This window comes from Candidatus Omnitrophota bacterium, from assembly GCA_028693815.1.
In the GTDB taxonomy this organism is placed as follows: domain Bacteria; phylum Omnitrophota; class Gorgyraeia; order Zapsychrales; family Aceulaceae; genus Aceula.
Genome location: JAQUUP010000015.1, coordinates 1 through 12,949, shown reverse-complemented (window position 1 = coordinate 12,949; position 12,949 = coordinate 1). Strand labels below are relative to the sequence as shown.

The 12,949-nt window shown below is 37.2% G+C and carries 14 protein-coding genes; all 14 read right to left on the bottom strand.

The annotated features are described in order from the left end of the window. Positions 1–19: 19 nt before the first annotated feature. A complete protein-coding gene (locus PHY73_05880; protein ID MDD3375234.1) occupies positions 20–475 on the bottom strand; it encodes a YhcH/YjgK/YiaL family protein in 456 nt (151 codons plus the stop codon). Next, complete coding sequence (locus PHY73_05875; GenBank protein MDD3375233.1) at positions 472–1,617, bottom strand: cupin domain-containing protein; 1,146 nt, start codon at positions 1,615–1,617, stop codon at positions 472–474. Before PHY73_05875 ends, PHY73_05880 begins: the two co-directional genes overlap by 4 nt. Continuing rightward, on the bottom strand, positions 1,614–2,702 hold the full coding sequence (locus PHY73_05870) for an iron-containing alcohol dehydrogenase (protein MDD3375232.1): 1,089 nt from the start codon (positions 2,700–2,702) through the stop codon (positions 1,614–1,616). The genes PHY73_05875 and PHY73_05870 overlap by 4 nt, the downstream gene beginning before the upstream one ends. Continuing rightward, positions 2,699–3,427, bottom strand: a complete 729-nt coding sequence (locus PHY73_05865) for an SDR family NAD(P)-dependent oxidoreductase (protein ID MDD3375231.1) — start codon at positions 3,425–3,427, stop codon at positions 2,699–2,701. Before PHY73_05865 ends, PHY73_05870 begins: the two co-directional genes overlap by 4 nt. Beyond that, entirely contained in the window at positions 3,424–4,155 is a 732-nt protein-coding gene (locus PHY73_05860; GenBank protein MDD3375230.1) for an SDR family NAD(P)-dependent oxidoreductase, read from the bottom strand. The genes PHY73_05865 and PHY73_05860 overlap by 4 nt, the downstream gene beginning before the upstream one ends. After that, a complete protein-coding gene (locus PHY73_05855; GenBank protein MDD3375229.1) occupies positions 4,142–5,140 on the bottom strand; it encodes a Gfo/Idh/MocA family oxidoreductase in 999 nt (332 codons plus the stop codon). Before PHY73_05855 ends, PHY73_05860 begins: the two co-directional genes overlap by 14 nt. Continuing rightward, a complete protein-coding gene (locus tag PHY73_05850; GenBank protein MDD3375228.1) occupies positions 5,133–5,957 on the bottom strand; it encodes an NAD(P)-dependent oxidoreductase in 825 nt (274 codons plus the stop codon). The genes PHY73_05855 and PHY73_05850 overlap by 8 nt, the downstream gene beginning before the upstream one ends. Positions 5,958–5,960: 3 nt before the next feature. Then, on the bottom strand, positions 5,961–6,521 hold the full coding sequence (locus PHY73_05845) for an SIS domain-containing protein (GenBank protein ID MDD3375227.1): 561 nt from the start codon (positions 6,519–6,521) through the stop codon (positions 5,961–5,963). Between the two features lie 34 nt (positions 6,522–6,555). Then, positions 6,556–7,902: a hypothetical protein gene (locus tag PHY73_05840; protein ID MDD3375226.1), complete on the bottom strand. Its 1,347-nt coding sequence runs from the start codon at positions 7,900–7,902 to the stop codon at positions 6,556–6,558. 1 nt (position 7,903) lies between these two features. Continuing rightward, positions 7,904–8,974, bottom strand: a complete 1,071-nt coding sequence (locus PHY73_05835; GenBank protein MDD3375225.1) for a hypothetical protein — start codon at positions 8,972–8,974, stop codon at positions 7,904–7,906. Between the two features lie 12 nt (positions 8,975–8,986). Beyond that, positions 8,987–9,805 carry a HisA/HisF-related TIM barrel protein gene (locus PHY73_05830; protein ID MDD3375224.1) on the bottom strand — a complete coding sequence of 273 codons (819 nt, stop codon included), beginning with the start codon at positions 9,803–9,805 and terminating at the stop codon, positions 8,987–8,989. A gap of 4 nt (positions 9,806–9,809) precedes the next feature. Next, positions 9,810–10,430: an imidazole glycerol phosphate synthase subunit HisH gene (hisH, locus tag PHY73_05825; protein ID MDD3375223.1), complete on the bottom strand. Its 621-nt coding sequence runs from the start codon at positions 10,428–10,430 to the stop codon at positions 9,810–9,812. 17 nt (positions 10,431–10,447) lie between these two features. After that, positions 10,448–11,554, bottom strand: a complete 1,107-nt coding sequence (locus PHY73_05820) for an N-acetyl sugar amidotransferase (GenBank protein MDD3375222.1) — start codon at positions 11,552–11,554, stop codon at positions 10,448–10,450. A 1-nt stretch (position 11,555) separates the two neighbouring features. Beyond that, positions 11,556–12,949: hypothetical protein (locus tag PHY73_05815; protein ID MDD3375221.1), on the bottom strand; the 1,394-nt coding region annotated here is incomplete at its 5' end.

Below are 12,949 nucleotides of genomic sequence, written 5' to 3'. Positions count from 1 at the left end.
AAAACGCAGCTTCCCTTGTCTAGACTATTTTGATTTTAAATACCACTTTTTTAACAGTCTTATTTTGATCAAGTGAGCATCCTGGGCGATGAGCATCCCATGGAAAAAAGACTGTAAAGAATCTTTTGGCCACATAAATAGAAGAAAACGGCCCATTCGGCTTATAAAAATGAAAATCCCCTTGAATATCCGGACCTTGCGCAGGAATGAGGTGCTCCGTATTTATAACCTGCATCACTTCCCCACCACTCAACATCACTTGCACGTCAATATGGTGGTCGTGAGTTTCAAAAAAAAGTTCCTCATGAGGCTTAGTTTCATATTCCATGACCTTTGCAATCAAATCATCCCCAATAATTTTACGATCTCCCAACTCCAGATTAAGAAAATCATTCGCATTCAGAAACTCAACAATCTCCTTACTCCTTGGAATGCTCTCATATAAATTTAATCGATCTAAAGAATCAAATATCATGTATCCCCCTTATAAACATGGGCAACATCGGCCCGACTAACAGCCAAGCGAATCGCAGGCTCATCACCAATCGCTATAATGCAATGCCATTTCCCCTTAGGAATAAAAATAACATCTCCCTCTTTAACAACATGCTCCTTGCCTTCAATCTCCCATTTCCACTGCCCTCGCAAAATATACCACCATTCATTCCAATCCGGATGAAAATGTCGACGATTACCTTCTCCAGGCATCTGCGAGATCAACGTAGCTGAATTATTTTCTGTATTAACTAATCTATGACACCAAGACTGCGTGTTATCATAATTTTTAATGATATGATCAATGTTGATCAAAAATGTATTCTCTTGTTCAAAATTACTTTTATTGACTCCATCTTTTTTCAAGATCGTTGGCACATCCACCTCTGAACGCAAGCTTTCATTTTGATCATCACCATAATACTTAGGAATCTTATTCTGCTGGCTCATAGATCTATACACCATAGCCGCTTCAGCTAATTGAAAGTCTTCTTCATGGTCAATATCAATAGTAGATAATCCTGTAATCGGAAAAAAACCAATCTTACCTTTCTCTCCATGATACGCAAACCCTTTTTCCTTGATATTGCGTTTAAAGCTCTCATATGTCCACCCCATCAGCACGGTTGCATAAGAACACACTGCCGACATGGTCTGAGACGAGCGATGTGCCTCTTCATAAGAAAAATTAACAGATTCACCCTCATAAACACAAGCAATTTGATGCGGCACAACAGACACGCAAGTTTCATATTTTTTTTCAGTCATCATCACCACAAAATTCCGAATCTCCTCAGCCGTAATAAGCGGCGATGTTGGTAAAATCTGGACTAAAATATCTCCATCGGTATTTTGAATAAAATCATGCGCAAATTCATCATTATTCGTCTGATCGGTCGAAAATTTTTCATCTCGCTTATAAAAACTGATACCACTCTCCTGTGCTATTTGAGCAAAAATTTCCGCCTCGGAATTAATATAAATCTCATCAAAAACTCCGCTGTCCTTAGCCGTTTCGATACAATGACAGATCAATGGCTTTCCAGCGAGATACCTCAAATTCTTACGCGGCACTCGCTTGCTTCCTAATCGGGCGGGGATCATAGCAATTATTCTACTCATGAGTCCAACTTTCTATACGTTTGCCATTTCACTAAAAATTCCTGATACACTTTGTGAACTTCATCTTCAGTGATATTGTCGCACTTATGAAATTTACCAATATCTTCTCCGATAACCATCGTTAGATCCTTGCCAACACGTTTCTTATCTTTTTTTAAGTATTTAACAATCTCTTCGGCAGCAATAGTGCTTAAATCAAAATCCGGGTAATGGCCTTCATAAATTTTCTGAAACTCACCATATAAAGACTGCGACATCGCGCCTCTTTTCAAAGATAACAAATCCGCAAAAGACATCCCGACTAGTACGCCCTCTCCATGACACACCTCAAAATGACTAGCTGACTCTAACGCATGACCAAAACAATGTCCGTAATTTAATAGATTTCTTCTATCAGTATCAAATTCATCTTCTTCAAAATAAGATCGCTTAATATTCAACGTTGACCAAATAATATCTTTAAGCAATTGAGACTCATGCCCATCTTTTGCAAAAATATAAGTCTTTAATTTTTTATATCCCTCTTGATTAGACAACAAATGAAATTTGATTACCTCTCCAACGCCACTATTAAAATATTCCGGTGTAAGCGTTTTGCAAAAGGCTGAATCTATAAAAATACGGTCTGGAGGATAAAACGATCCGATCAAATTTTTACTATCTTTGAAATTAATAGATGTTTTCGACCCAATACAGCTATCCGCCTGAGCAAGCAATGTTGTTGGTAAAAAAATCCACTTCATGCCGCGATAAAGGGTTGAGGCGATAAACCCACTTATGTCCTGTAAAATTCCTCCGCCAATTGTGATCAAAACATCTTTACGCGTAAATTGGTGCTCAATGAGCCATGAATAATACTCAGCAAGTTTAATGTATTCTTTATTAGTTTCATGCGCCTCGATAACCAGAATCTTAGCCCCTTGCGTAAAGACATCAATTTCCTTCTGATAAATCTTATAAACATTTTCATCAATAAAATAAAATTCATTGCTGCAGGAAAACCCATCAAGCAGCATCTGCTTATTTTGCAAAATGGCATCAGCCATCTCCACATCATAATTTTTTACACGTGACTCTATTTTCATTGTATTATATATCCTCCATCGATAATTAATGACTGCCCTGTCATATAGGTGTTTAAATCAGAACACAAGAAAACAATTAGCTCCGCAACCTCCTTAGGATTGCCTAATCGTTTTAAAGGAACATGACTAATAATTCTTTTCTTTTGCTCATCACTTAAAATATTCTCAACCATATCTGTTTGTGTTGTCCCAGGGCAAACCGCATTAACCAATACATTAAACGGTGCCATATCAAGAGCGCAAGATCGAGTAAATCCCAACAGCCCTGCCTTAGACGCAGAATAAGCTCCAGAACCAGGTTTTGAGACCATCGCTGCAATAGAACTAACATTAACAATACGCCCGCCCTTTCTCTCTTTCATTCCTTTGGCCACTGCGTTACACAACACTGCCGCACCCCAAAGATTTACACGGCAAATTTTATCAAATGTTTCAGAGTCCATCTCTCCAACCGCTTGCAAAGAATGAATCCCAGCATTATTGACCAAAACATCAACTTTTTTCCCATCAAGAACCTTTATAAAAACCTCAACAGAGGCCTGATCAGTAAAATCAAGAGCATGCTGTTCAGCATCAGGAATCATGCCTTCAAAGCTGGTTAGCGCTGTTGCCGTTAAAATCAGATCTGCTCCAAGCTCATGAAACTTACGTGCCACAAATTGACCAATTCCTCGGCTTGCGCCGGTCACCAAAACTGTCTTATTATTAAAATCTAACGTACTCATTGAATAATAAACCCTCCGTCAACAACAAAATTCTGACCCGTTATATAAGAATTATGCGGCGAGCATAAAAACAATGCCCAGTGAGCAATTTCTTTAACATCAGCACAACGTTTAAGAGGAATTTGCTGAGCCAACTCCCTCATTCCCTCTTCACCTAAAACTTCGCGCGTTAATTCAGTATCTGTAAACCCCGGCGACAATGCATTCACCAAGATTTGATGCGGTGCCAAATCCAAGGCAGATGCCCGAGTTAACCCCAATATCCCTGATTTTGAAGATGAATAGCTCGCTCGCTTCGCCCTGGAAACTACTCCGAAAATTGAACTGATATTGAGAACTTTTCCTTTAATCCCCTGATCAATCATATGCCTAGAAAACTCTTTGATGAGCCAAGCACTTCCTTTCAAATTAACTTTAAAAATACGATCCCAATGCTCTTCTTTAAGTTGATCAATAGGCTCAATAATATTAATTCCTGCATTATTGATCAAAATATCAATACGATGATGAGATAAAATTGTTTCTAATGCCTGAGCGACGCTTTCATCCGAACAAAAATCCAACTGAACATATTTCGCACGATTATTCTTGTTTGGATCCTCCTTTTTGATACCGGTATAAATCACCGTTGCACCCTGATCGAGGAAGACTTCAACAATGGCACATCCAATGCCACGCGTTCCACCAGTCACTAAAACTGTAAGATTATTCAAACTATTGTTGAGCATAAACTTTTTCCACTAAGGTCATTAACTTTACCGCATCATCAATGCTGCCCACAGAAATATCTTTATTGTTGGCCACAGCGTCGACAAAAATTTCTAATTCAGTTTTCCAGGACGTATCCACATGATAAGCATGTTTTTCTTCATCCGTCCAACTAGCTGCCGGCGGAAGACTTCTGTTTTTGGCTACAGTCAAAATCTCATCCCCATAGCTGTTTGAACTTGTTTTCAATCCATTGATCGTCATATATCCGTGTTCCAAAAAAATCTCTAGCGAAAAAATATGACGCCATTGGGTCATCGTAGAATGTAAAGACGCAACCTGTCCTTCTTTATTATGAAAAATGGCAAAGACATTATCTTCAATATCCAGATGCCAATATAAATTCGATACAAGGGCCTTCACTTCGTCAAAATCCTTGCAGAACATTAAAAACAAATCCAGCATATGAATACCCTGGTCCAAAAAAATGCCACCGCCAGCCAAATCTTTTTTCGATCGCCAATTGCCAAAAAAAGTATCATCCACACTTTTCCCATATCGCCCACGCATCCATAAAACTTTACCATATTCCCCAGAATCAATAAGACTTTTAGCCTTGATCATACTTTCATGATGACGATGATTAAAACCAAACATCAACTTAGAATCCTTCGCTTTGTTTAATGCCTCGCGCATAGCGCAAACTTCCTCAAGGTCTCTTCCCGGAGGCTTTTCAGCAAATACATGCTTGCCTTGTTCTAAACTTTTAACAACATACTCTTTGATAAAATGATTCGGCGTGCTAATCACTACCGCATCAATATCAGGATTTGTAAAAATGTCATCGGGAAATCTCGCAATCGTTACATCTTCAGGAAACTCAACCCCTTCTGCAGCCTCATAGATTGACTTAACACAACATCCGTCCATCTCTGATAATGTTTCATAGCGAATTTTCCCCATCTTTCCATAGCCAACAATACCAAAATTAATTGTTTTACCCATCACGCTTCAAGCTCCTATCAATTTCAAGAATTTCTGAAAATCCTTTTTCAACAAAGTCTCTGGTGTTACTGGCCGAATGAGGCGTCATCAAGAATTTCTTATATCCGAGCTCTTTCAATTTTCCTGAATATGGCTCTTGCCAAAACACATCAAAAAATGCGCGGCATTTGCTTTGCGTCAATTTCTTATACAAAGCGCCTTCATTATACAAATCACCACGTGCCGTATTAGCCAGAATCACATCCTCTTTAACCCAAGATAATTTTTCTTCATCAAAAAAATTCTTAGTCTGATCATTCAATGGGATATGGATTGTAATGACATCCGCCTCTCGAATAAGTAGCTCAAGCTCATCCATAGAATTTTTCAACACATCAAATGACTGCATAGTCATGAACACTGATAATTTCTCAAATACCTTTCGTCCAATGTGCCCCATGCCGATCACCAGAGCCTTTCTATTTTTGAGAAAGACGCGCTTTTCTTTGGTCCAGCTTTCCGCATCTCCGCAAATATTGTCAAAGATCAATGACATAATCCCTAAAACAGTAAAGTTTGCCGTTCCTTCATAAACGATATCTTTAACAGCCTCCGCCGGAAAATGAATCGCCACATCCCTGCTTTTTAAATAATTAAAATCGACATTTTCTTGCCCTACGCCAAAACGGTAAACCGCTTTTAATTTCGGAAAAACTGAAAAATCAATTTTTTTTGCCCCCAACACAAGCAGCGATGCTTCATTCACATCATCCGTAATCACGAGCGGCGATTTCTTTAAAAAAGCATCAAATGTCTTTGTATTAAAGTAAGTTTTCATAAATCACCTTATCATGTAGACTTCCTTGCCAATAATAGAATCATTTATCCAATGGAGAATCAAGCTATGCAAGATTTCTAAAAATCCAAAAGCCTCAGTCTCAACCCAAAAATTAATATCTCCTTTCATGCGTAAAGGATTGTCACCTTTAAACCCTGAAAGTGTGATAACATGCATGCTCTTACGTCGCGCTTCATCGCAAGCGTTAACAATATTTTTCGATGAGCCACTGCTGCTAATAGCAATCAACACATCATCTTCAAATGCAAATGATTCAAGATACTTTTTAAAAACATTTTCATAACCATAATCATTAGAAAACGTTGTTATCATGGTCGCGCCACTTAAAGCCGTGGCACGAAGACCAGCATTTTTTGTTAGATCAATGGCCACATGCTCAGCTACTGAAGCAGACCCTCCATTGCCAATAAGATAAATACATTTGCCAGCCTTTCTTGTGTTCTCAAGAATATCTTTTGCCTTGGCCATATTCTCTAAATTTTCAGACCTGTCAACAAAAGCATCAAAAACTTTTTTCATATTCTCATAATATTCCATCAACATCTTTTGCCTCCTTAAAGAAAAGAATCACATATTATTAAGTTACAATTTTAATAAAAAACCGAAAAACAGAACTAGTTATTTCCACTGGCTTTCCATCAGGATCAGCGTTTTTAATACGCACCATGATTCTTTCCACCCATTCTTTGCTAAAATATTTTGAACTATTATCACGGCCCCCTTTCAGCTTTCGTATCCACTGGATAATTTTTCTTCCTAAAAATTTTCTAATAAAAGTCTTAATTATATTATTCCAAGCAAAAAAACGTACAGAAAAATTAATAGGAATGTTTTTCTTTTCAGAAGCCAATACACTCTCAACCTCACTGCATACGCGCTCTGAAGCCTGACCATCTAAAGCGCCAAAATAATCATAAATCATCGTATCTATTTCATGATTTTTTATATCTGCTCGACCTTCACGTAATGCACGAATGATATCAATCAATTCCTGTGGATTGTTAATAGGATGTGCCACCTTATATGTAGCTTCTGACCCAGTAAAAGTTTCTCCTAGCCAATTGATGGATAACACCGGAACATTCAGTAGCTTAGACTCCACAGCAGTGGAGCATTCCTTCTGAATCACAGCCAAAGCCGAATTAATCCACTCCAATGAAAATCCCTCACGAATAACTTTCACATTAGGCATGTCCTCAAAAACAATCTTATAAATATCGTCACGCTCAAAAGGATGCGGACGAACGATAATTTCTAAGTCAGGAAACGCCTTGGTCAGATACTCAATCGATTCAAAAATCGAAACACAGCCTTTCATGCTATTAATAAATCGCCAGCACCAATGAATCGACACTATTTCTTTTCTAAATGGCTTTTCAATTTCCGATACTGTATCTTTGGCATACCTTGGAAAAAGTAGGCCGTATCGCATGTTAATAAGAATAAACTTTCCTTTGCCTTTTTTCTCTAACGCCTTGCGCCATGGTTGAGCGCAAAAATCATAACGTGGACAACCTGTCGCCACAATTTCATCCTCAGCAAACAAACCCTGATCTATGATTGCCTTACGTTGCACATCACCCCACGTTATATAACGATCCACATGCTGTGCTAAAGAACGGGGAATGCGATCTACAAAATCATTTTGAATGTTATCAAATACTCCACCTTCAGTATCCAGCACCATTAATTTAATACCCATACTTTTACACCATAAACAATATGGCGTATTAGCAAAACGCGCATAATTCAAAATAATAATATCTGGGCGGATAATCGCAGAAGCAACAAATTGTTCATACATAGGAACCAAATAAGCCTCAAAACCACGGTGTGCCATCTGATAAGACAAAAGCGCTAGCCCTTGTAAATCTCGTAGTGGATTATCAACAATCAAAAAAACTTTTGGCTTTACATTTGTCATCTTAAACTCGCTCAATCGCTAACTCTGACCAATAAGTATTCTGATAATCATCAGATAGTTTCTTAAAATCCTGATAAATATTGTCTGAAACACGATCACGCACATAAGCCATCCTTTTATCTAACTCCTTGCGCTCATCGCTATTCTTTTCGCCTGGCTCCCAGCCGCAACGTTTATAAATTCCTAAACCAATACCGTCTGCAATTTTCGCCCTTGGAACGCGTTGTCTTTTCATTGCTTTTCGTGTAACCGACGTAACACGAGTCCCCAAACATTGACACATCTCATCTAAATATGGCTCTGGATCTAACACAAAAGATTCAAAAGGAACCGTAATAATCTTGGCCCCATACTGGTCTCTCACTTTCTTTCTTGTTTTATTTGTCCATTCGGAAACATGCTTGATAAATAAAGCCGCCTTTTCTACAGCATTAGCCTGATCAAATTCTTCTTCCCATCCTCGCGCCCAAAAAGGATAATCTTTTCCCTTGTAAAAATGATAAATAATAAAATCTCTCGGATTCCTTACAAGACGCTCCATATTTAACTCTTGTTGCCTAACCATATAAGCAGGATGCCTCACGCCCTCAATAAAAACAACGCGATCTCCCAATTGAGAAAAAATCGACTCAGACATACCTGTTAATAAATGCGTTGTCAATGTCAAAATAGGGTTCAACTCCCTGATCCTCCCAGGCACATGTTCATCCCCCTTCATAAACAATCGCTTAATATACCGCCACGGATACGCTGAAGAAAAAATACTGGACAAATCTCCAATACGAAAATTTACTTCACGGGACATCATCAAATTATAAAGCGCAAGATCCGTATGAAGTCCCACAGCAGCGCTCGCAGCATCAAGTTCAATCCTGCCAAGATAACGCATCATACAAATAAGCTCAATTTCATAAGAATACGTTAAAAGCTCCGCCTTATCCAAAGCAGCCACAATTGAAGCCAACATGGTTTTCCCGCAACCTGGCTGGCCATCAATAAAAACAATCTTATCTGCAAAAAAACCTTTACGACTTATTTCTATTGTATGAGACTGATCCACTGTTTCTGACATTATTTCATTTCTTTAATATACTTTATCTTTTTCAATTAACCCATTTTCTTTCGACAATATAATTTCCCATGAAGCCATCTCTATGCCCCGTTGCTTCATAACATCCCTAGCCTCACTTAATCCATCAGCCATAAAATTAAAAAGATTGGCTGTAGCTGATGCAGTAACACCTCCATGAACAATCCCCTCAGCTAAGTGTCCATACTTGCCTGCTCCTCCTGAAACAATTATTGGAACTTTCGAAAAACTGCTCGCCTTTTTAATTGTCTCTAAATCATAACCTTCACCTGTACCATCATTGTCCATTGAAGTTAAATATATCTCACCACATCCTAAGCCCTGTGCTTTTTCTATAGCTTGCTCTACCGTCATACCTGTAGCTTTAGAACCATTGGAAATATAAACCTCTGTCTTGTCTTGTGTCACAAAATAATCAATAGAGGCGACTATACACTGACTTCCGAAAATATTAACCAACGCCTTGACTAGCGCTGGATCTGTAGTTACAGGAGAATTTACCACAAGCTTATCTGCACCAGAATTCATGAGCAAGTATGCATCCTCTAATTTTCTGATCCCCCCGCCTGCTACAATAGGAATAAAGCATTGCTTACCTAATTCCATTATGTTTTCTGAAAACTGCTTAAAATTTTTATCTTCTCTGGCAACATTAAGAAGAATTAATTCATCTATGGAGTAAGCAATCGCATCGAAATTATAATGCTCACGTAGCCAATTCAAATCCCCTACTTTTTGAAGAGAAAAATTTCTACTCAGCATATAATTTCCGTTATCTGATAATAAAGTAAAAATTAAACGATTTTTTACCATAACTCTAATTCTTTCTTAATTTACAGAAATTCTTTAGCACTGCAAGCCCATTACTTTGACTTTTTTCAGGATGAAATTGAGTCCCAAAAATATTATTTTTTTCTATACTTACTGCAAACCTATCCCCATAGTCTACCCATCCAGAAACAGTCTGAACGTCATCACATAAAACTCTATAAGAATGAGCAAAATAAAAATCAGAATGTTCGCCCAAGTTTTCAAAAAGACCTAAAGAGGGCCTTTGAAAATAAACTGTATTGAAACCAATATGAGGAACTTTCAACAAAGGTGCTTCTGGAATACGCTTGACCTTACCATCTATCCATCCAAAACCCTTGGTAGCCCCACCCTCTTCACTTTCTTTTAGCAACAAGTGCATGCCTAGACAAATCCCAAGAACAGGCACTTTTCTTACTAAAACTGCTTCATTCAATGGGCTTAAAAGACCTTTAGCCTGTATATTTTTCATTGCCTCGCTAAAATAACCTACGCCAGGCAAAATAAGTTTTTCACTTGCTAAAACTTTCGATGGAGAATCTATAACCTTATTTTTGACTCCAATAAAATCCAAGGCATTTCGAACGGATCGAATATTACCCATTCCATAATCTACAATGGATATCATATTATTGTTTCCCATGATTAATGTGGATCTTCCTTTAATCTCCATTTACCTTCAATCTTCTCAAGAACATCTTTATTCGCGAACTTGTCAAGAACACCTTCAAACTCTTCTCTATTCATTTCAAAGTATTTTAAAAAATGTGGTGTTAATTCCTCCGGATATTCGCCATCATATCTTTTAATTAACGTGAGAGCTTGTTTTCTATCCAACGCCCCTCTTCGTATGTCGATACAAACATCGGAAGTAACTCTTCCAAAACCAAACTTAAGAAACATTATGTAAGCGTGTAAATCTTGTAAATAATCATCTAGTTGTGCAAAATTTGTGTAAGTTCCAACGCTTCTATCAGTTAAAGTCTTTAAGCCACAATGTTTCTTTGCAATTAAATAATGTTCATAAGGATTCCAGTTTTCATAATGAGACCAGTGTGTTGGGAAAAGGTCTACATCTTGCATTTCTTCATCTGTTGGAAGCAGCCACCACTTCAGATCATCCTTTGAAAACTCATCCAAATATTCAGTTGTATCATGCCCACTATAATAATAGTTAACCAAATAATCTCTGGTAATTTTTGGTGCCACTGATTGAGAAGTCACGCCTCCATATTCACTTTCACCTTCTTCGCCATACATAACAAAGGGAACGTTAAACTTGAAAGCTGTTTTAATGGTGACCGTACTTACACCTGTTACAAACGGAAGTTTAGGGCGTCCCTGCTCCTTAAATCCTCTTATTGCAAGCTTTTTGTACACTTGAAGGTTCGGTGTTATTAAAATATGATCAAATCCTGATCTTTGAAAATTTTCTAAATTTTTTCTTCCTAAATCAGTTTGTAGCTGAGGTACCAATGTTACGCATAAAGGATGCATCCCAAATTCATGCTTCAATTTCCATGCAACATATGAACCATCTTTGCCCCCACTACAAGGAACAAGCACATCCCAATTTGACCCATCATTACACCGATATTTATTGCATAACTCTTCTAAAGTTTTATACCTTTTTTTCCAATCTATACTTTCCTTTTTATTTCTCGCCCATTGACAAGCGCTACACACGCCATCTTCATTAAACGTAATTCGTGGACGAGTAGAGACATTCAGACATTCTTTACAATACTGCATACTATTTCCTCTCGCTATAATTCCATTTTGGCCAAAAATCTTTGATATCCCCATCTCGAAATAATATTTGCAATGAAAGTTGCGGATCTCGATTTGCAAGATAGAAATTCTTAACACGATTATAAGCATAATCTGTCACAACAACTGAATACAAGAATTCCCCTTTATACTTTTTCAAAGTTTTATTGTTTTTATTTTCAAGCCATTTTGGAATATCATATTTTAATACAATATTTCTTGGCTCTTTTCGCACATCTTTTCCTTCAAATAAATAATTTATATCCCTGCTTTCTAAGTATGATTCTAAAGCATCTATCATATCATCGCACTGCTTTTTTTCTTCCTTTTTCTTGGCTAAAACTCTCAATTCAGCACAAGCTACCTTCAAACACTCACCATAACACTGCGAAAGAAATATTGTTTTATATTTTCTAGACAGATTATCTCCAAGCTTCCCTGAACAAAGAAGCTCGTAGTTTTCTTTTTTATTAAAAAAACTTTTCAAAGAATTAATAGATTTGAAAAGCTCTTTTTCAGTTTCATCCATAAAATTATTATATATTGAACGCAATACTTTAGAATCTAAAATACTAGAATGAATGCCGAATATCCATTTATCAATGTTAATATCAAAATCAGCTAAAAACTTTTTAATTGGAGCCATTTCTACGGAACTATCAAAAATAGTTATAATAAGTGATAGACCCCTTAAATACAGGTAATCATCAAACGACATATCCTTTGTTCCAACAACAACTTTCTCGGGTTCGAATATTTTAATTCCATCTATTTCAGTAAAACATCGAGGAACCACTCTATAGCGCATATCGTAGTCATACTTTTGAGCACTTTCCTTAGAAGCCAATGGCGTTCCCCTCAGAGCCATCAGAGTATATATAACAATCCTCTCCACACTTGAATTCAGAACTGAAGATATCACCTCCAGAAAGCTACTTTTAGTTTCGCCAGGCAAATTTAAAATTAGCTCCGTAGAAGTGTTTTTGTCTATGGTTTCTGAAACTGTTTTTTGGAAATCTACAAACTTTTCAAATTCAATATTTTTACGGCCTATATTTTTTAGAACCTTTGGCGTAAGTGTTTGTAACGCAATTGAAGGACTAAATTTATACTTTAAAATAGAAGCTGTTTTGAGCAACTTATCAGGATCTTTTCCTGAATTAACATTAATAACTTTGGGCCAATCATATTTATCCTGGGTTTCTCTTATTATTTTAGCAATTTCAAAATCTTTTTCGAAAAGACCAAAATTCGTATTTGCTAAAAAAAGCCCTACATTATGCTGCGAAGAATACCGCTTTCCTAAATATTCCATATCTTTTCTAAAATATTCAGGCGATTGAAAAAGCATTTTACAATAATAGTCATCACTGGTAT

What these genes read in the sequence shown, in the direction of transcription:
- PHY73_05860 (MDD3375230.1), bottom strand. Translation starts at nt 4,155, where the DNA reads ATGCTCAACAATAGTTTGAATAATCTTACAGTTTTAGTGACTGGTGGA.
- PHY73_05865 (MDD3375231.1), bottom strand. Translation starts at nt 3,427, where the DNA reads ATGAGTACGTTAGATTTTAATAATAAGACAGTTTTGGTGACCGGCGCA.
- PHY73_05875 (MDD3375233.1), bottom strand. Translation starts at nt 1,617, where the DNA reads ATGAGTAGAATAATTGCTATGATCCCCGCCCGATTAGGAAGCAAGCGA.
- PHY73_05840 (MDD3375226.1), bottom strand. Translation starts at nt 7,902, where the DNA reads ATGACAAATGTAAAGCCAAAAGTTTTTTTGATTGTTGATAATCCACTA.
- PHY73_05880 (MDD3375234.1), bottom strand. Translation starts at nt 475, where the DNA reads ATGATATTTGATTCTTTAGATCGATTAAATTTATATGAGAGCATTCCA.
- PHY73_05820 (MDD3375222.1), bottom strand. Translation starts at nt 11,554, where the DNA reads ATGCAGTATTGTAAAGAATGTCTGAATGTCTCTACTCGTCCACGAATT.
- PHY73_05845 (MDD3375227.1), bottom strand. Translation starts at nt 6,521, where the DNA reads ATGTTGATGGAATATTATGAGAATATGAAAAAAGTTTTTGATGCTTTT.
- hisH (MDD3375223.1), bottom strand. Translation starts at nt 10,430, where the DNA reads ATGATATCCATTGTAGATTATGGAATGGGTAATATTCGATCCGTTCGA.
- PHY73_05835 (MDD3375225.1), bottom strand. Translation starts at nt 8,974, where the DNA reads ATGTCAGAAACAGTGGATCAGTCTCATACAATAGAAATAAGTCGTAAA.
- PHY73_05855 (MDD3375229.1), bottom strand. Translation starts at nt 5,140, where the DNA reads ATGGGTAAAACAATTAATTTTGGTATTGTTGGCTATGGAAAGATGGGG.
- PHY73_05850 (MDD3375228.1), bottom strand. Translation starts at nt 5,957, where the DNA reads ATGAAAACTTACTTTAATACAAAGACATTTGATGCTTTTTTAAAGAAA.
- PHY73_05870 (MDD3375232.1), bottom strand. Translation starts at nt 2,702, where the DNA reads ATGAAAATAGAGTCACGTGTAAAAAATTATGATGTGGAGATGGCTGAT.
- PHY73_05830 (MDD3375224.1), bottom strand. Translation starts at nt 9,805, where the DNA reads ATGGTAAAAAATCGTTTAATTTTTACTTTATTATCAGATAACGGAAAT.